A 17,197-nucleotide genomic window follows, 5' to 3' on the forward strand; every position below is an offset into this window, starting at 1 on the left:
CGCCATTCTAGGAACAACGCAGGTTGGAGATAGAAAGCCGCCGGGCCGGACGGGTCACCCCAGGCGCCGGGCCAGCTGCGGGTAGTCGCGGACCAGTCCGTCCTGATCGAACGTCAGCTCACTGGCGAAGTCCCCAGACGCGTACCGGACCACCCCGGCCCCCAGGTGGGTGTACCGCTGCCGGGACGGCCGAACGGCCAGGTCCGGCACGGAGACCCAGGCCATCAGGAAGTCCTCCACACTCCCCGCCCGGTGCAGGCCGTGGCGCAGCACCGGCATGGTGTTGGTGAGCGGCGACAGCCCCAGGTCGCAGTCCAGGGCACCGGCCAGCACGGGCAGGTCCCGGCCGTCGGCCGTCCACCGGCCGTCCTCGGACCGACGCAGGTCCAGCTCCCGCGTGCCGCCGGCCGTGTCGGCGGTGACCGACAGTCGGCGGGTGACCCAACCGGCGTCGGTCTCCAGCCGGTAGGTGAGCCAGTACGGCTCCGGGACGGTGCCGACCACCCGCCCGCGCGCGGTCAGCCGGTCGGCACCGAGCTCCACCCAGGCGGTCTCGAATCCTTGACTCGCGGTCACTTCCCAGCTCGGCACGGTCATGCCCGCCACCGTAGTACGAGCCCCCCGCCACACCACCGAACGGCTACTCCGGCTGTGTCACCGTCAGCGCCCAGCGGATCGCCTCACCGGAAGCGTCGACCTGCACGGAGAACGATCCCGCCGCCACCACGCCCGGGGCCATGGACACCGACCCCACCCCTGCGGTTCCGACCGGGCAGTCCACCGTGAACGCGGCAACCTCCGTCTCCAGCTCCGACCGCATCGTCACCCGCACGCTGCCGCCGCCCTCGCAGGCCACCGTGAGCACAGTCGGCAGGCTGGTCCACGCCCCGCCCGACACCACCCCGCCGTCGCCCGTCTACTCGGGCACCCACACCAGGCCATCCGGCCCGGGGTGCGGGAGCAGGACGTCCGCCGCCGACGCGGGCGACGCACCGGCCACCGCACACGCCGCCAGCGCCGCCACGGCCGCGAGAATTTTCGTACGCATCTTGGTCCCCCTCAGGATCTTTCGTGTGGCCACCATCCTGACAACGCGGGATCAAGAGGGGAATGAGTATCCGTACTCAACCGGGGGTGTCAGGCCGTCGGCGATGCGCAGCACCGGTCCAGCCGGGAGCGGGACGCGCCCGGCGTGGCGGTGATCAGCCCACCCACGCCGGCACGGCGATCGGGGACGCCCGTGCCGAGGACGTACCCCAGCCACCGGCCCAGAGCTAGGAGGGAGTAGGTGCCCGCACGGATCCTTCGCCCACAAGGTGGACGAGCCGCTGCCCGGCCCTGCTGCGGGCCTTCGCCCGCGAGCAGGGCCGGGCAGCGGCTCGGTGCGAAGCCTGCGCAGCAGGACCGGCGCGCCCCCCGAACGGCCGGTCGCACTCACTGTTCCGGGCACCGCACCACGCCGCTGTGGTTCGACGCGGCGGCCGGACGGTGCGTCAGGTCGACCGGCTCAGCAGTGGAACATCCGGCTGCGGTACTCGGCACTGTTGCCGTTGGTGTCGTACGTGATGCCGGTCACCATGATGCAGTGCCCGGCGCCGTTCACGGTGACCGGACCGGCGTAGGAGCTGTAGTAGATGTCGGAGCGGCTCGGATCCATCGGGTACTCGATGGCGGTGCACTGCGTGGGTCCGCCGCCCACCGGGCTGTCCTCGCGACAGGCCGTCAGTGCGACCTCCGTCAGGGTCGGCGTGCCCGAGAGCCGGCCGACCTTGACGTTGACGGCACAGTTCTCCCCTGTGGAACTGTCCCAGTACAGGTGCACGTAGCTGTAGACGGCGCCCCCGCCAGTGGTCACGGCGTACGGCGAACCGCTGACCTCGGATCCCGAGCAGCCCCAGCCGGCCGCACTGGCGGGAGCAGCTGGGAGGACTAAGACGCTGGTCGCCGAGAGCAGCATCGCTGCTCCGACCGCGAGCCGGCGCGCTGTTCCGTACATGATGTGGATCCTTCTCCAGGAAGCGGCCGACCGGACTGTCAGCCACCAGACGAGCATGGCGCCCCCGCGTCCCACCGCCGTCTCGGACCGGTATCGCGCCGCCGGGCCCGACCACACGGGCCGCACACCCCCGTCGTGCCCGCCGGCTCAGCCGCAGTGGATGTCGAACCTCACGGACGAGGACTGGTCGATCTGGGCAACCCAGTCGATGCACTGGCCGGGCGCGCTCACGTAGACCGGTCCGGCGTAAGTGCCGTAGTAGTCGCCGTCCTTGTGCCAGGGGCTGTTCGGGATGCCGACCCTGATGGAGGCGAGCATGTACACCTTGTCGCCGGGGTTGGTGCGGACCGTCACGGCACAGTTCTGCCCGGTCGAACTGTCGTAGGTCAGGAACGCGGTGCCACCCACGAGCTCTACCGAGTCGATGACGCGGTAGCCCGAACCACAGACCCCGTTGTAGGTGGCGGCCTGCGCCACCGAGGGGACGGCGACCAGGGCGCCCGCCGTGGCGACCGCGGCGACCGCCACGCGGGCGAGGATATGCTTGATGCTTCGCTTCATGAGCGCTGATGCTCCGGAGGTGATGGTGGAACGGGTGAGGGGAAAGCCCGGTCCCGGCAGGTCGGAACGCGCACGGGACCGGTTCAACGGGCGGGCAGGGCTCAGCAGTCGGAGGCGAACTTCACCGAGGCGTTCTCGTTGTACGTGTTGACCAGGTTCGCGGCGTTGCGGTAGTTGAACATGTCACGCGGTCCGCCGTAGTTCGAGTAGAAATTCACCCAGACCGTCATGCACACGTTGGAGACGGCCGATGCGGCATTGTTCTTGACGTGCTGGCCCTGGCCGTTGCCCGGGCTCGTGAAGGTGTACCCGGCGAGGTCGGGAATGCTCGACCGCACCACCATGTGGGAGCCCTGCTCGTTGGAGTTGTAGAAGAGACAGAACTGGCCCTCCCCGCAATCGCTGACGGCTGCCTGCGCGCCGGTGGCGAGGGTGGGGACGAGCAGGGCAGCGCCCAGGGCTGCTGCCGCGAACTTGAGGGTGCGCTTCATTTTGATCTCCGGTCCTCTCTGGATGGACGTTCCGGGTGTGAGTGCAATCCCCTCGGCATGCCAGGAGAAGGTGGGCGCGCCCGGACGTGAAAAAGTGTCAGCCCACTGCTTCACTGCTTCACCGATCGCGCAGCACCGCGTCGGCCTTGGCGAGTTCCTCGGTCTTCGCTGCGAGCGCCACCGTGAAATCGGCCTGCTGTCGCGCGATCAATTCCTTCTGCAAGGCGGCTTCGACCCCGAACCAGGTGCCGATCAGGTCGACTTGCTGCTTGCAGGCCACGTCAGCCGTCGCCACCTGGACCTCCAGCGGCGTGGGTGAGTCCCCAAGGAAGCGAGGGTCGCTCATGGCATCCATCGGATTGGGGTACACGTAACCCTTCTCCTTCATGCAGCGGGACCACGCCTCGAACACCCGAGTGACCTGCGCCGCCGACATGCTGTCCTTGAAGGTCTGGAAGTTGGCCTGCTGGGCCACCCTGCTCGGGCCCAGTTCCCCCACCCCGGCCAGACCCCGCTTCGCCTCGTCGTAACAGCCACCGGGTGGTACCGGCACGCCGTTGACCTGGAGCTCCGCGCCGTCCGCAGCGGACTCCCCCGGGAGGTGCCCGGTCAGCACCTCCTGCTGCTCGGCGGAGAGTTGCGCCGGGCGGACCGGATGGGTGCGGGGGTCACGGTCGCCCAGGTGGTAACCGTTGGCCTCCGCCTCCACCCGGTCCGTCACTCCGTACCGGCGGTCCATGAACGTGAGCGGTCCGGTCGGCGGTCCTGGGGGGTTGACGGCGTAGTCGAGTCCGAACCGCTGCAGACACGCCCTGCGCAGCACGACTCCCGCCCTGGCCAACGTCTCCGCCTCCGCTTCGGAGAAGAGATACGTCTCGATCGGAAGGTTCGGATCGGCACTCACCGGGAGAACGGACGGAGTCTGCATGACCGGCACCGCTCCGGTAGCCGACGACCCCGGTGCCGAACAACCGGCCACCGCGAGGCAGATGAACCCCGCCAAGGCAGCCAGTCGCTGATGCACGGCAGACCTCATGCGCCGACAGCCTTGATCGCGGTCACCGCTGCCCTCATGGCCAGCTGCTTGCCCCTCGTCCGCATGTCGCCCCGCGTCCCCTTCCGGTCCGTCAGCAGGGGGCCACTGGGTCAGCCTCCCGCCCTGGACACCATCGTGGTGCGCGGAGGTATCGCGGTGGTCTCAACCGTGTCATGCCCGCAGACGCCGACGTCCCGGTGCAGCCCCGCAGGCGCGGGAAGCAGCCGGGCGACGCTTGGCATCAACTGGTCAGCCGCGGTTCCCGCCCGCATCCCGACCCCGAGAGCCAACGCAGCGGCCCGGCGGCAGCCTGTTCGCTCCGCGCCCCGGGGCCGGCGACGGATAGTTGGCTGTCCCGACCATCTGGTTCGTCGTCGCCTGGGTGCCGTCGTTGATGAAGCCAAGTTTGACGCCCGCGACTCCCCAGCTCTTGTAGAGGCCGAACAGACTGTCGGCGTCGGCCAGCGCCATGGGGTTGACGCAGAGCAGCAGGCCGATTGCCTTGGCGGCGGCGTTGGAGAGGACGGTGGGCAGGTCGATCTCGGGGATGGACTTGGTGGCGTCAGTGCTACTGCGCTCGGGGTCGTACCAACCGGAGTCGTACTCGATGTACTGCGGACCACGGGCGACGGCGAAGTCCACGCCCGCCGTGCCGGCGGCGGTGGTGAGCTGGCAGCGGAAGACCTCGCCGGGTCTGATCCACGAGGTGTCGGCCAGCGCATTGACGGGGGCGAGGTTGAGCACCAGCTCCGCGTTGTGGACCAGTTCGGCGTGCGTGGAACCGGTCACCACCGCGCGCCAGGGGGTGGCGAACGGAGTGGTCACCGTGGAGGTGGTCCGGACCGTTCCGCTCCCCCGGGCGGTGTGCTCCATCAGGTAGGCGGCCAACGTGTTCGGCTGCCCGGAAACCCCGGGCGTGCGGAAGGATCTCGTTCAGGTTCAGCATGCGCGTGGCCCTGACCTCGACCGGGCCGGCGACAGTGACCCCAGTCCGGGCTCCCAGCGGGGGCCCGGAAACTGCCTGCACACAGGATGAGGAACCCCAGCCGATGCGCGGCTGGGGTTCCTCGGTGCGGTGACAACCGGTCAGCAGGTGGAGTGCCGACGCGTGGACAGCTCGTCCACACGTCGGCGGACCGCATCACATCGCGACCACCGCGATCAGGCGGGTCAGCGCTGCAGGGTGAGCAGGCCCGGCCGGTACGGCAGGCTCAGGTAGTCGGTGCCCGCCGGGACGTTCTTGAGGAGGCCCTGGTAGAGGAACTGCAGGTTGCAGGGATCGATGGTCTTGGTCTGGTCGGCGGTGTCGCGGATCAGGTCACCGTGGCTGACGCCCTGGGCCCAGGTGGAACCGCTGTTGGCACTGCCCGCGAAGGGGCTGCTCTCGCTGCCGGCCTGGACGGTCCAGGGGCCGTTCAGGCTGGAGGCGGTGAACGAGCGGAAGTAGCGGTTCGCGCCCTGCGCCTCGACGATCATGAGGTACTGGTTCTGACCCTTGACCTTGTAGACCTCAGGCGCCTCGAACAAGAGGTTCGAGGTGTCGCTCATGACCGTCGTGTACGAGGAGCCGAAGCTGCCCGGGAAGTTTCCGATCGGCATGCTCGCCCGGTAGATCTTGCCGTTGTCACCGGCGAAGAACAGGTACATGTTCTGGTCGTCGGCGATCATGGTCGGGTCGATCGGGGCTTCCTTCTGGCCCTGGGGGCCATCGGGGAGGCTGCCGGTGAACAGCGGCTGCGCGGCGGACCAGCCGTTGGGGTTGGTGGGGTCGCTGGACGTGCGGTAGTAGAGCGGCCACTGACTCCACTGGGACACCATCACCCAGACGTTCTTGGGCGCGAAGTAGAACAGTTCGGGCGCCACCGCGGGCTGGCTCATCGCGGTCTGGGTGGCCGCCCCCATGTCCGACCAGTTCGTGAAGGGACTGAACGCCGTCGAGCCCCACGACGTGCCGTTGGAGGTGGTCGCGTAGACCAGGTTCTTGCCGTTGTACTTCACGGTGGTGAAGTCCTTCAGCGCGAGCTGCCCGTTCGCCGGCTCCGCCAGCGGACCCGTCGATGTCCAGCGGTAGGTCGTCGGAAGAGCGCATGTGCCGGTGGAGACGTTGGCGACGGGGACGAGTTGCCACTGCTGGTTGCTGCCGCCCCAGTCGGCGTACTGGACGATCTTGCCGCCGTCGGCGGTGGAGGCGCCCTGGACCTCGAGGGCCTTGCTGCTGAGACGGTTCAGCAGGCGGACGTAGCCGTCGGGGGAGTCGGCGAGGCGGAACTGCTGGTTGGTCGCGTTGAGGTCGCTCCACTGGACGACGTCGGTGCCGTCGTTCGTGGACCAGTTGTAGTTGTCCAGGACCTTGCCGGAGTTCCGGTTCTGCAGGCGGTAGTAGCCGCTGCCGGAGTCCAGGAAGCGCCACTGCTGGGCTTCGTTGCCGGAGCGGGTCCACTGGACGAGGGGAGAACCGTCGGCGGTGGCGAAGTTGTAGTCGTCCAGCGCCTTGCCACTGTTGCGGTTGACCAGCACGTACCACTTGCCGGTGTCGACCGAAGCCGCCGAGGCGGACGACGGGTTCACCATGGCCAGGAAGCCGGCCACGAAGACCATCGAGAGCAGGGCGGCCATCCGCGGCCGCCATCCGCGCCGCGTCGAGGTTCGTGGAGCTGTACCGGGAACGTTCATCTGCACCCTCCTAGGGGCGACTTGAGCAGCGGTCGGTCCTTCTCGGTGCGTGCGGACCGGGCACGATACGTCCGAGGCGGCGGCAAGACGTGACCCCTGCTGGAGTGGGGGACCGGACTCTCGACGGGTTGTTAGCGCTAACAACTTGAAAGTCGAACATCCGGCGTGTTGCAGGGAGAAAACCATGGGACATGAGAGGCCGTCAAGTACCCTGCCGCAACCTGTCCGTTACTGAGGCGTCATCAGAATCTCGTCCTGACAGAGGTGTTGACGGGCCTCCCGTGAGCGCTCACACTCTTCGGCGCGGGCGGCAGTTGGCTTGGCTCTGCCAGTCCGCGCTGCCGGCACATGGTCCGATCCGCACCCCGCCCCAGAACGTTGGCCAGGCCGCGCGTCGAGGGCAGCGAGAGCCGCTGCGCGGACAGGGTCGATATGGCCTGGTCGGTACACGGTGCAGCCTGCCATTCACTCGATAGGCATCGGTCCATCGGTGTCGAGGCCATGCCCTCATCGGTACGCCTGGACCATGTGCCCCACGGGGTGGCGCAGCGCGAGCAAGGCGTAAGCGGCGGTCAGCGGCCGCCGGCCCGGCCAGGAGCGGCCCGGGGAGGTCGAGTCCCATGCCGCGCCGGACGTTCGACGGCCTCTCCCGGGGACCGCTCGCGCACGGCAGCAAAGCGGGAGCGCAGCGGCCTCCAGCCGTGCCGCCGGGCGACAGAAGTGCATGGCGAGGCACCGAGGCCGACGGCAAGGGCAACCATCGAGGGCGCGGGATCTCGGTGGCACGGCCACAGCCGACGCCAGGCCAAACACATCCAATGAATTGAGTTACCCAGTCCGCAGCTCAACCGCGCCAGTCAGCTGCCATGTTGGGGTTGGTCTGGCAATTTCTGTCAAACCCCTGGACAGGCCGTCGGCTGATGCCTGTTAATACATCCGATGCTTTGCCGAACACCCGCTGCGTTCAAGTCCTGCTATGGCAGCGTGACCCGTCCTGCGAACTGCCAGGAGAAGTCCGTGCCGGAGCCGATCACCCGCCCGAGGGACGCCCGCATGGCCGTCGTCCCCGGCGGGCCTCGCCGTTGCGCACGGGGCCCTCGTCCTCACCGCCACCAATGCCGTCGATCCACAGGAGTGGGCCGTGTCCTCATCACGAATGACTCGCCGTACGTTTCTCGGGGCGGCGGGTGCGGCGACCGCCGTGACCGCCCTGCCCATCGTCCCCGGCTTCTCCGGCCTTCTGTCGCAGGCATCCGCCGCGGACACACAGACCAACCTGAGCAAGATGGTCGACATGCGGTTCGGCATGTTCAACCACTTCAGCCTGGGCACCTTCACCAACCAGGAGTGGGCGGAACCGAATCAGAGCCCCACCCTCTTCGCTCCCCCGAGCGTCAACTGCGCGCAATGGGCAGACGCGGCGGCCGCCGCGAAGATGAGTTACGGCATCCTGACCACCAAGCACCACGACGGCTTCGCCCTGTGGCCCAGCGCCCACGGTACCCAGAACGTCGCGAACAGCTCCTACAGGCAGGACGTGGTGAAGGCCTACTGCGACGCCTTCCGGGCGAAGGGGCTGAAGGTCGGGTTCTACTACTCGATCTGGGACCGCACCTTCGGCGTCGAGGCGTGGGAGAGCCGGCACAAGGTGACCGGGCTCGAAATCAACGATGCCATCCAGCCCGGCGACATGACCTACATGCTCGGCCAGATCACCGAGCTGCTGACCAACTACGGCCCCATTGACATCTTCATGACTGACGGTTACTCATGGCAGATGGGACAGCAGGCGGTCTCCTACCAGAGGATCCGTTCACTGGTGAAGGAGCTTCAGCCCGACTGCGTCATGATCGACATCGGCGGACTGTCGGAGCCCTTCCTCAGCGACGCGCTCTTCTTCGAGGAGCCGCTGGGCGTCACGGCACCCGTGGGCAACACCTACGCCGGAATGCAGGGACAGACCATCAGCAACGGCTGGTTCTGGCACCCCACCACCCCGACCGAGAGCCTCCTGAGCCAGGCCGCGATCCTCTCGCACCTGGCCGACCTGGAACCGAAGTACACCTCGTTCATCCTCAACTGCCCACCCAACCGCAACGGCATGCTGGACACCAACATCGTCAACCGGCTGGCCGAAGTCGGCGCGGCCTGGAGCCCCAACACCTCAAGGCCGCCGCTGCCCACCCAGCCACTGCGCGCCGAGCACCCCGTCACACCGGTCAACGCGTACGCCACCGCCTTCCACACCGGCGAGAGCCCGCTCGGCGCCATCGACGGACTCAGCGACGTTCGCTACGAAACCTGCTGGTCGACCTGGGGCCTGCCGCTGCCGCAGTCCATCACCATCGACCTGGGCGGGGTGTGGAGCAACGTCTCCACCCTGGAGAACCTGCCCAAGCAGTGGAACCGCAACAACTCCACCGACGGCGACATCACCTCCTACACCATCCTCACCAGCACCGACGGAGTCACCTTCACCCAGGTCGCCACCGGCACCTGGGCCGGCAACGGCAAACCCAAGCTGGTGGAGTGGCCCAACCGGAACGTCGGCTTCGTACGGATCCAGGTCAACGCGGCCACCGGCGGCTACGCCAACATCAGCGGCGTCAGGATCGGTGGCCGGTCGCTCAAGCCGGCACTGGTGTCCACCACGCTGCCGGGTGACGGCACGGTCTACCGACTGGTCGCCCGACACAGCGGCAAGGTCGCCGACGTGGAGGGCGGGGGCACCGCGAACAACAGCAACGTCCTGCAATGGCCTTGGCTCAACCGGACGAACCAGAGGTGGACCTTCACCAGCACCGGCGACGGCTACTACAAGATCAAGGGTGTCGGCAGCGGCAAGCTCCTGGAGGTCGCGGGCCTCTCCCGCGCGGACGGCGGCAACGTCGGAATCTGGTCGGACGCCGGCGCCCCCCAGCAGCACTGGGCCGTCACGCCCACCGGTGACGGCCACTACTTCCTCATCAACCGCTACAGCGGCCTCTGCCTCGCCGTCGACGAGGGCGGCACCGCCGACGGCGCCAACATCGAACAGCAGCCGTACGCGTCACTGACGCAGCAGCAATGGCAGATCATCCCGTCCTGACCTGACCCCCGGCCGTCTCCTCTTCGGCCTGTAGCGAGGAGCGGCGGCGGCGGTCCCGGCGGGCACCTCCTGAGTGCCCCAGCCCTCTCGACCCGCACGTCTCCGCGCAGAAGACGCGCACGTCCCCACCCAGAAGAAGGGCCGCCCCTGCCCACCTCCCGAAGGCTCGCCGCCAGACTCATGGCCACGGCGTCCGCCACCTGCCTGGCCGCCGCCGGACTCGCGCTCGCCCCGGCGGGAGACGCCTCGGCCGCGGGTGCGCCGCAGGGCGGCCACGTCTACACCCTGACGGCGGCCAACAGCGGCAAGAACGCCGCCGTGCTGGGGGACTCCGTGGCCGACGGAGCGGCGGCGGTGCAGAAGACCGCCTCCGGCGGCCCCGGTCAGCTGTGGGAGGCGGCCGACCACGGCGACGGCACCTTCTCGCTGGTCGACATCAACAGCGGCAACTGCATTGACGTCCCGAGCGGCCCCGTCAATCCGGAAACCCCGATCATCCAGTGGCTCTGTCCCCTGAGCGGTGCTCACCTCCCGGACCGCGCACTTCCGTTCGGCGTCCCCTCTGCCGGTAGGCACCGCTCCGGCACCGCACGCGGGTTCCTGCGCCACAACCGACATCCCGTCATCCCGTCATCCTCCAGGGCCGGCACCACACCTTCGGCGAACGTACGCGCCACCCCCTCGCGGGCGATCCGCGCATGCTCAAACCAGGACTCCAGACCCGGCCACGCGATTCGAAGGCGTGGCCGGGCGTCAGCTTGGCCGACCGACCCATGCCTGGCGTTGCGCAGCCACGCGGAAGCCTCTCGAACGCGGCCGCAGAGCAGACGCCACCGGCCACCTCGACATCACCGTGGGCCTGGCGTCCTATCTAGTGTGATGCGCCAGAAGTTCTGATGGTTAGTCAGTACTCTGATGCCCTGTCGCGTCGGGGCCGTCAGCTGTGCCGATCACGTTGTCCGAGGCCGAGAGGGCTGAGTTGGTGCGTCGGTCAAAGCTGCCGCAGCGGCGCTTGGCCGAGAAGGCACGGATCATCCTGGCATGCGCTGAAGGTGCGTCGAATGCGGCTGTCGGACGAGCCGTCGGCGTTCCGCCCAAGACGGTGGGCAAATGGCGCCGGGCCTTCGCCGCAGAGCGGATCGCGGGCCTGGAGGCCGCCGGCCGGATCGGCCGGCCCAAGGCCGACCTGGTCCTGGACGATGCCGAGCGGCGGCAGTTGACGCAATGGGAACGGCGGGCAAAGACCGCGCAGTTCCTCGCGTTGCGGGCCAGGATCGTACTGCGGTGCGACGAGGGCGGGACGAACCAGTAGGCCGCGACCGACCTCGGCATCGACAGGTCGACCGTGGACCGCCGGCGCGCCCGGTTCATCACCCACCGCCTGGACGGCCTGCAGGACGAACCCCGCTCGGGCCGGCCACCCTCGATCCTTCTCGACCGGGTCGAGGAGGTCGTCATCGCCACCCTGGAGTCACCCGCGGGCAGGGACACGCACTGGTCACGGGCCTCGATGGCCCAACGCACCGGCCTGTCGAAGTCGACCATCGGCCGGATCTGGAAGAAGTTCGACCTCAAGCCCCATCCGCAGGACTCCTTCAAACTGTCCACCGACCCGCAGTTCGTCGCCAAGGTCGTCGATGTCGTCGGCCTCTACCACCACCCGCCGGAGAAGGCAGTCGTGAGCTGCTCTGAGTTTGGTGGAGTCCCTGAAGCCAGGGTTACGATCCTGGCGTAAGGAGAACCGCCTGCTGTGCCAGCACCACGTAAGTACCCCGACGAGCTCCGTGAGCGCGCGATCCGCGAGGTCCGCACCACGGGCCGCCCGATCGCGCACGTCGCGCGGGACCTCGGCATCCACAAGGAAGCCCTACGAAACTGGGTCCGCCAGGCCGAGGCCGACGCCGGAGAGCGCGACGACCGGCCGACCAGCGACGAACTCGAGGAACTCAAGCAACTACGCCGAGAAAATGCGGAGTTGCGGCGGGCGAACGAGATCCTCAAGGCCGCCAGCGTGTTTTTTGCCCAGGAGATCGACCGTCCCCGGACGAGGCCGAGCAGGTGATCGACCACCTGCGCGACGGCTTCGGGGTCGATCCCGTATGCCGGGTTCTGGACCTGTCACCGTCCACCTACTTCGCCCGCAAGCAGCGGCCGAAGTCCGCCCGACGGCTCCGCGACGAACAGCTCATGCCACTGATCGCCCAGGTCCACGACGAGTCCGGAGCCACCTACGGTGCCCGGAGGATCACACGCGCGCTCAGGCGCAAGGGCGTAGAGGCCGCCCGGTGCACGGTCGAGCGGCTGATGGCCGAGCTGGGCATCGAAGGCGTCATCCGCGGCCGGCGGCGCCGCACGACGATCCCGGAGCCGACCGCGCCCAGGCCACCGGACCTTGTCGACCGCGACTTCACCGCCGAGCGGCCCGACCAGCTGTGGCTCGCGGACATGACCTACGTGCGGACCTGGTCCGGCTGGGTCTACGTCGCGTTCGTCCTGGACGTGTTCTCCCGGACGATCGTCGGCTGGCAGGTCGCTGACCACATGCGGACCGAACTCCCTTTGGACGCGCTGGAGATGGCCCTGTGGCGCCGGAGAATTAAGAAGGGCTCCGGGCTGATTCACCACAGCGACAGGGGGTCGCAATACGTGTCCATTCGCTACACCGAACGGCTTTCGGAGATCGGCGCCGCCGCGTCGGTCGGTTCCGTCGCGGACTCGTACGACAACGCGATGGCCGAGGCCCTGAACGGCACCTTCAAGGCCGAGTTGATCGAGATGCAGGGGCCGTGGACCGGGTTCGAGCAGGTCGAGCGGGCGATCTTCCAGTGGGTCACGTGGTACAACGAGGAACGGCTCCACTCCGCCCTCGACTACCTGCCGCCGGCCGAGTACGAACGCGACTACTGGCGGACCCAGGCCGCCACCCCGCAGTCCGCCTGAACACACAATCACGGACTCCACGAAACTCGGGACAGCTCAGTCGTGCTCTGCGTGGACGAGAAGTCCCAGATCCAGGCGCTGGACCGATCCCAGCCGGTCCTGCCGATGATGCCGGGCATGCCCGAACGCCGGACCCACGACTACTACCGGCACGGCATCACCAGCCTGTTCGCCGCCTTCAACATCGCCGACGGAACCGTCATATCCCAGCTCCACCGCCGCCACCGCGCGATCGAGTTCAGGAAGTTCCTGGTCCGGATCGACAAGGCGGTGCCCGCCGGGCTCGACGTTCACCTCGTCTGTGACAACTACGCCACCCACAACACGGCCGAGATCAAGACGTGGCTGGGCAAGCACCCGGGCTTCCGCATCCACTTCACCCCGACCGGCGCCTCCTGGATGAACCAGGTCGAGCGGTGGTTCGGCCTGCTGACCGACAAGCTCACCCGCCGCGGCGTCCACAAGTCCGTCAAGGCACTGGAGGACGACATCACCGCGTGGATCGACACCTGGAACAACAACCCACGGCCCTTCATCTGGACCAAGACCGCCGACGAGATCCTCAACTCCCTCGCCGACTACCTCACCAAAGTCGGCGCCGACAACCAGAGAACAGAGTCAAACTAACCATCAGAACTTCTGGCGCATCACACTAGTGAGCTGTCCCGAGTTTCGTGGAGTCCGTGATTGTGTGTTCAGGCGGACTGCGGGGTGGCGGCCTGGGTCCGCCAGTAGTCGCGTTCGTACTCGGCCGGCGGCAGGTAGTCGAGGGCGGAGTGGAGCCGTTCCTCGTTGTACCACGTGACCCACTGGAAGATCGCCCGCTCGACCTGCTCGAACCCGGTCCACGGCCCCTGCATCTCGATCAACTCGGCCTTGAAGGTGCCGTTCAGGGCCTCGGCCATCGCGTTGTCGTACGAGTCCGCGACGGAACCGACCGACGCGGCGGCGCCGATCTCCGAAAGCCGTTCGGTGTAGCGAATGGACACGTATTGCGACCCCCTGTCGCTGTGGTGAATCAGCCCGGAGCCCTTCTTAATTCTCCGGCGCCACAGGGCCATCTCCAGCGCGTCCAAAGGGAGTTCGGTCCGCATGTGGTCAGCGACCTGCCAGCCGACGATCGTCCGGGAGAACACGTCCAGGACGAACGCGACGTAGACCCAGCCGGACCAGGTCCGCACGTAGGTCATGTCCGCGAGCCACAGCTGGTCGGGCCGCTCGGCGGTGAAGTCGCGGTCGACAAGGTCCGGTGGCCTGGGCGCGGTCGGCTCCGGGATCGTCGTGCGGCGCCGCCGGCCGCGGATGACGCCTTCGATGCCCAGCTCGGCCATCAGCCGCTCGACCGTGCACCGGGCGGCCTCTACGCCCTTGCGCCTGAGCGCGCGTGTGATCCTCCGGGCACCGTAGGTGGCTCCGGACTCGTCGTGGACCTGGGCGATCAGTGGCATGAGCTGTTCGTCGCGGAGCCGTCGGGCGGACTTCGGCCGCTGCTTGCGGGCGAAGTAGGTGGACGGTGACAGGTCCAGAACCCGGCATACGGGATCGACCCCGAAGCCGTCGCGCAGGTGGTCGATCACCTGCTCGGCCTCGTCCGGGGACGGTCGATCTCCTGGGCAAAAAACACGCTGGCGGCCTTGAGGATCTCGTTCGCCCGCCGCAACTCCGCATTTTCTCGGCGTAGTTGCTTGAGTTCCTCGAGTTCGTCGCTGGTCGGCCGGTCGTCGCGCTCTCCGGCGTCGGCCTCGGCCTGGCGGACCCAGTTTCGTAGGGCTTCCTTGTGGATGCCGAGGTCCCGCGCGACGTGCGCGATCGGGCGGCCCGTGGTGCGGACCTCGCGGATCGCGCGCTCACGGAGCTCGTCGGGGTACTTACGTGGTGCTGGCACAGCAGGCGGTTCTCCTTACGCCAGGATCGTAACCCTGGCTTCAGGGACTCCACCAAACTCAGAGCAGCTCACTAGTGCTCTGACCGCATAGGTTCACCGCGTTTCTGCCCGGGCGAGGGCTGGGGCCGATTGGATGGGGGCTGACCTCCATCCATTGTGTGGAGGCGTGGTGGCAGAGCCGGTCAGGGTCCGCAGACTGACTGATCAGGAGGGGCAGCGGCTGCAGCAGATCGTGCGTCGGGGCAGTACCAGTTCAGTGCGCTACCGGCGGGCGATGACGCTGCCGGCCTCGGCCGGCGGGAACCCCGTCCCGGTGATCGCCCAGCTGGCGGCGGCCGACGAGGACACCGTGCGCGACATCGTTCACCGCTTCAACGAGATCGGCCTGGCCTGTCTGGACCCTCGGTGAGCGGGAGGCCGTCCCCGCCAACTCAGTTCTGATGACGAGAACTTCGTCGTCCAGACGGCCACCACCCGCCCGACCAAGCTCGCCCAGCCCTTCACCCTGGTCCATCCGCAAGCTCGCCGCCTACCTCCGCCGCGTGCACGGCCGGGTGATCCGCATCGGCCGCGAGGCGCTGCGCTGCCTGCTCACCCGACGCGGCATCACCTTCCAGCGAACCAAGACCTGGAAGGAGTCCACCGACCCCGACCGCGACGCCAAGCTGGACCGGATCGAGCACGTCCTGGACGGCTTCCCTGACCGCGTTTTCGCGTTCGACGAGTTCGGGCCGCTCGGCATACGCCCGACCGGCGGATCCTGCTGGGCCGAGCAGGGCCGGCCTGACCGGGTCCCGGCGACCTACCACCGTACCCACGGCGTGACCTACTTCCATCGCTGCTACTCCATCAGCGACGCCACCCTCTGGGGCGTCAACCATCGCCGCAAGGGAACCGCGAACACTCTTACCGCACTCAAGTCGATCCGTGCCGCCCGCCCAGACGGCGCCCCGGTCTACGTGATCATGGACAACCTCTCCGCCCACAAGGGCACCAAGATCCGCCAATGGGCCCGGAAGAACAAGGTGGAGCTCTGCTTCACCCCGACCAACGCCTCCTGGGCCAACCCGATCGAGGCGCACTTCGGGCCGCTGCGGCAGTTCACCCTGGCGGACTCGAACCGCCCCAATCACCCGGTTCAGACCCGTGCGCTGCACGCCTACCTGCGCTGGCGCAATGCCAACGCCCGTCGCCCCGACGCGCTGGCCGCCCAACGTCGCGAGCGCGCACGCATCCGCAGCGAGAAAAGCCTGCGCTGGGGTGGACGACCCGCTCCCGCCGCGTGATCATGCAACCTGGCGATCGGTTCCGGTCGCAGCATCACTCCTGCCGCAGATCCACCTGAGCCAGGTGACCAGGCTTCCGACTGATCACGGACCTTCACCCTGGCCGTCGACCGTCTCTCGCTCCGGGTCAGGACCCTGAGGTGCCGATCTTCTCGTTGGCGAGGCGGGTGAGGTCCCTCGCGAAGGCGCGGTGGATCGATAGGACGATCACCGTCGACTGATGTCCCGTACGGCGTTGGAACTCGAAGCGGCGGAAGGCCATGAGAATCCCCGTCGCGTTGGTCTCCTTGACCGTCGCGATGTCGCGCCACGCGACCGCGTCCCGGACGTGGCCGAAGAGGTCGGTCACGGTCACGCCGTCCTCGCGGAGATGGCACTGACACATGCCGAGCCGTCCTGCCAACCAGCGCCAGGAGAAGGCGATGCCGTAGACCGCCAGCGGGATCCCCACCACGATCACGGCCTTCACTACGGCGTTGTCCGGCCGCATCACCACCAGCCCGATGAGCAGCGCCACGCAGAACAGCAGGACGAACCGTCGCCCGACCTGCCAGATCACCCCGGGGATGCCGATGACGGACGAACTACGGTGGAGCGCGCCGAGATCGGGCCCCCGAACCTGCCTTGCCATACCGAATCCCCACCCCGGTTGCAGAGCCGACCGGCGTAATCGCCGGGTCTCGGAGCCCACTATTCAGGGAGCGCCGGGCGGTTGGCAGGACTGTCCATGGCGACGTCCTGCGAACCGTGCCCGGCCCCGGAGCCGAGGGATCGTGGGCCTGACCCCAGGCGGCCTCATCGCCGCCGCCGAAGCCCTCGGCGACGACCGCACCGGCGCCCCCACGCCATGCTCGTCAACGAGATCGTCATCAACGCCGTCACCGGCACCACCACCCACAACGCCCCACTGTCCAACAAGAAGCGCCAGGCACCGCCCCGCCGCACCCTGCCCAGCGGCCCCCTCCCCGGCAGCCTCGACGCCTGGGCCACCGAAGTCGCGAACCCGGAGCCGACTCGCGCCCTCGTGCACTGACCTGCCACGGGAGGCCCACCATCCGCTTCGGGGTGGTGGGCCTCCCGGTCCGTCTCCACCGGGAAGCTGCGGTGCTATGAAACGCCCAGTCAGCTGCCGTGCGACAGAAGGCCCTTACCGAACATTTCAGGTTCTGGAGCGGACCTCCACATGCCGCCGAAGCAGTGATCATCTGACGTGGGAGCATATTGTCGTATCTATCCCGGGT

17 protein-coding genes and 2 pseudogenes are annotated in these 17,197 nt (G+C 68.1%); 8 read left to right on the top strand and 11 right to left on the bottom strand.

Features of this window, described 5'->3' with window-relative positions:
* Nucleotides 1-54: 54 nt before the first annotated feature.
* The 9 genes from ACKUU6_RS00625 to ACKUU6_RS00665 all read right to left on the bottom strand — a co-directional run bounded on the left by ACKUU6_RS00625 (nt 55) and on the right by ACKUU6_RS00665 (nt 6,700).
* A complete protein-coding gene (locus ACKUU6_RS00625) occupies nt 55-597 on the bottom strand; it encodes a putative glycolipid-binding domain-containing protein (RefSeq protein WP_407986352.1) in 543 nt (180 codons plus the stop codon).
* A gap of 43 nt (nt 598-640) precedes the next feature.
* Entirely contained in the window at nt 641-865 is a 225-nt protein-coding gene (locus ACKUU6_RS00630) for a hypothetical protein (protein WP_407986353.1), read from the bottom strand.
* A gap of 51 nt (nt 866-916) precedes the next feature.
* Nucleotides 917-1,048, bottom strand: a complete 132-nt coding sequence (locus ACKUU6_RS00635) for a hypothetical protein (RefSeq protein ID WP_407986354.1) — start codon at nt 1,046-1,048, stop codon at nt 917-919.
* Nucleotides 1,049-1,507: 459 nt separating this feature from the next.
* On the bottom strand, nt 1,508-1,996 hold the full coding sequence (locus tag ACKUU6_RS00640; protein ID WP_407986355.1) for a hypothetical protein: 489 nt from the start codon (nt 1,994-1,996) through the stop codon (nt 1,508-1,510).
* A gap of 147 nt (nt 1,997-2,143) precedes the next feature.
* Nucleotides 2,144-2,524 (bottom strand): spore-associated protein A, encoded by a 381-nt coding sequence (locus tag ACKUU6_RS00645; RefSeq protein WP_407986356.1) that lies wholly within the window; start codon nt 2,522-2,524, stop codon nt 2,144-2,146.
* Nucleotides 2,525-2,658: 134 nt separating this feature from the next.
* Nucleotides 2,659-3,048, bottom strand: coding sequence for a peptidase inhibitor family I36 protein (locus ACKUU6_RS00650; RefSeq protein ID WP_407986357.1), 390 nt, complete (start codon nt 3,046-3,048; stop codon nt 2,659-2,661).
* Nucleotides 3,049-3,166: 118 nt separating this feature from the next.
* Complete coding sequence (locus ACKUU6_RS00655) at nt 3,167-3,952, bottom strand: hypothetical protein (protein WP_407986358.1); 786 nt, start codon at nt 3,950-3,952, stop codon at nt 3,167-3,169.
* 381 nt (nt 3,953-4,333) lie between these two features.
* Nucleotides 4,334-4,909, bottom strand: a complete 576-nt coding sequence (locus ACKUU6_RS00660; RefSeq protein WP_407986359.1) for a glycoside hydrolase family 97 catalytic domain-containing protein — start codon at nt 4,907-4,909, stop codon at nt 4,334-4,336.
* A gap of 345 nt (nt 4,910-5,254) precedes the next feature.
* Nucleotides 5,255-6,700: a non-reducing end alpha-L-arabinofuranosidase family hydrolase gene (locus tag ACKUU6_RS00665; RefSeq protein ID WP_407986360.1), complete on the bottom strand. Its 1,446-nt coding sequence runs from the start codon at nt 6,698-6,700 to the stop codon at nt 5,255-5,257.
* Between the two features lie 1,213 nt (nt 6,701-7,913).
* Between ACKUU6_RS00665 and ACKUU6_RS00670 the strand changes: the two genes are divergently transcribed.
* The 6 genes and pseudogenes from ACKUU6_RS00670 to ACKUU6_RS00695 all read left to right on the top strand — a co-directional run.
* Nucleotides 7,914-9,845 carry an RICIN domain-containing protein gene (locus ACKUU6_RS00670; protein WP_407986361.1) on the top strand — a complete coding sequence of 644 codons (1,932 nt, stop codon included), beginning with the start codon at nt 7,914-7,916 and terminating at the stop codon, nt 9,843-9,845.
* A 180-nt stretch (nt 9,846-10,025) separates the two neighbouring features.
* The gene (locus ACKUU6_RS00675; RefSeq protein WP_407986362.1) at nt 10,026-10,742 is read left to right on the top strand and encodes an RICIN domain-containing protein; all 717 of its coding nucleotides are present in this window, start codon (nt 10,026-10,028) and stop codon (nt 10,740-10,742) included.
* Nucleotides 10,743-10,788: 46 nt separating this feature from the next.
* Nucleotides 10,789-11,157 (top strand): helix-turn-helix domain-containing protein, encoded by a 369-nt coding sequence (locus ACKUU6_RS00680; protein ID WP_407986363.1) that lies wholly within the window; start codon nt 10,789-10,791, stop codon nt 11,155-11,157.
* 33 nt (nt 11,158-11,190) lie between these two features.
* Complete coding sequence (locus ACKUU6_RS00685; protein WP_407986364.1) at nt 11,191-11,580, top strand: helix-turn-helix domain-containing protein; 390 nt, start codon at nt 11,191-11,193, stop codon at nt 11,578-11,580.
* 15 nt (nt 11,581-11,595) lie between these two features.
* Nucleotides 11,596-12,785, top strand: a protein-coding gene (locus tag ACKUU6_RS00690; protein WP_407986365.1) for an IS3 family transposase whose coding sequence is annotated in 2 segments (ribosomal slippage) — nt 11,596-11,860 and nt 11,860-12,785 — 1,191 coding nt in all. Because the reading frame shifts where the segments join, the coding sequence is not laid out codon by codon here.
* A 33-nt stretch (nt 12,786-12,818) separates the two neighbouring features.
* A pseudogene (locus ACKUU6_RS00695) lies at nt 12,819-13,412 on the top strand (IS630 family transposase); the annotation flags it as partial.
* A 68-nt stretch (nt 13,413-13,480) separates the two neighbouring features.
* On the opposite strand, the gene ACKUU6_RS00700 reads toward ACKUU6_RS00695, so the two are convergent.
* Nucleotides 13,481-14,670, bottom strand: a protein-coding gene (locus ACKUU6_RS00700) for an IS3 family transposase (protein ID WP_407986365.1) whose coding sequence is annotated in 2 segments (ribosomal slippage) — nt 13,481-14,406 and nt 14,406-14,670 — 1,191 coding nt in all. Because the reading frame shifts where the segments join, the coding sequence is not laid out codon by codon here.
* A gap of 169 nt (nt 14,671-14,839) precedes the next feature.
* Between ACKUU6_RS00700 and ACKUU6_RS00705 the strand changes: the two are divergent.
* Nucleotides 14,840-15,956 (top strand): annotated as a pseudogene (locus ACKUU6_RS00705) (IS630 family transposase).
* Nucleotides 15,957-16,083: 127 nt separating this feature from the next.
* On the opposite strand, the gene ACKUU6_RS00710 reads toward ACKUU6_RS00705, so the two are convergent.
* Nucleotides 16,084-16,587, bottom strand: a complete 504-nt coding sequence (locus tag ACKUU6_RS00710) for a hypothetical protein (RefSeq protein WP_407986367.1) — start codon at nt 16,585-16,587, stop codon at nt 16,084-16,086.
* Nucleotides 16,588-16,803: 216 nt separating this feature from the next.
* Here ACKUU6_RS00710 and ACKUU6_RS00715 point away from each other — a divergent pair, with 216 nt between their 5' ends.
* A complete protein-coding gene (locus tag ACKUU6_RS00715; protein WP_407986368.1) occupies nt 16,804-16,989 on the top strand; it encodes a hypothetical protein in 186 nt (61 codons plus the stop codon).
* Nucleotides 16,990-17,197 lie beyond the last annotated feature (208 nt).

Origin of the sequence: Kitasatospora sp. CMC57, from assembly GCF_045866025.2 — a bacterium.
In the GTDB taxonomy this organism is placed as follows: domain Bacteria; phylum Actinomycetota; class Actinomycetes; order Streptomycetales; family Streptomycetaceae; genus Kitasatospora.

Coding starts and splice junctions, on each gene's coding strand:
- ACKUU6_RS00715 (WP_407986368.1), top strand. CDS start 16,804: ATGCTCGTCAACGAGATCGTCATCAACGCCGTCACCGGCACCACCACC.
- ACKUU6_RS00650 (WP_407986357.1), bottom strand. CDS start 3,048: ATGAAGCGCACCCTCAAGTTCGCGGCAGCAGCCCTGGGCGCTGCCCTG.
- ACKUU6_RS00635 (WP_407986354.1), bottom strand. CDS start 1,048: ATGCGTACGAAAATTCTCGCGGCCGTGGCGGCGCTGGCGGCGTGTGCG.
- ACKUU6_RS00640 (WP_407986355.1), bottom strand. CDS start 1,996: ATGTACGGAACAGCGCGCCGGCTCGCGGTCGGAGCAGCGATGCTGCTC.
- ACKUU6_RS00710 (WP_407986367.1), bottom strand. CDS start 16,587: ATGGCAAGGCAGGTTCGGGGGCCCGATCTCGGCGCGCTCCACCGTAGT.
- ACKUU6_RS00675 (WP_407986362.1), top strand. CDS start 10,026: ATGGCCACGGCGTCCGCCACCTGCCTGGCCGCCGCCGGACTCGCGCTC.
- ACKUU6_RS00665 (WP_407986360.1), bottom strand. CDS start 6,700: ATGGCCGCCCTGCTCTCGATGGTCTTCGTGGCCGGCTTCCTGGCCATG.
- ACKUU6_RS00670 (WP_407986361.1), top strand. CDS start 7,914: ATGACTCGCCGTACGTTTCTCGGGGCGGCGGGTGCGGCGACCGCCGTG.
- ACKUU6_RS00625 (WP_407986352.1), bottom strand. CDS start 597: ATGACCGTGCCGAGCTGGGAAGTGACCGCGAGTCAAGGATTCGAGACC.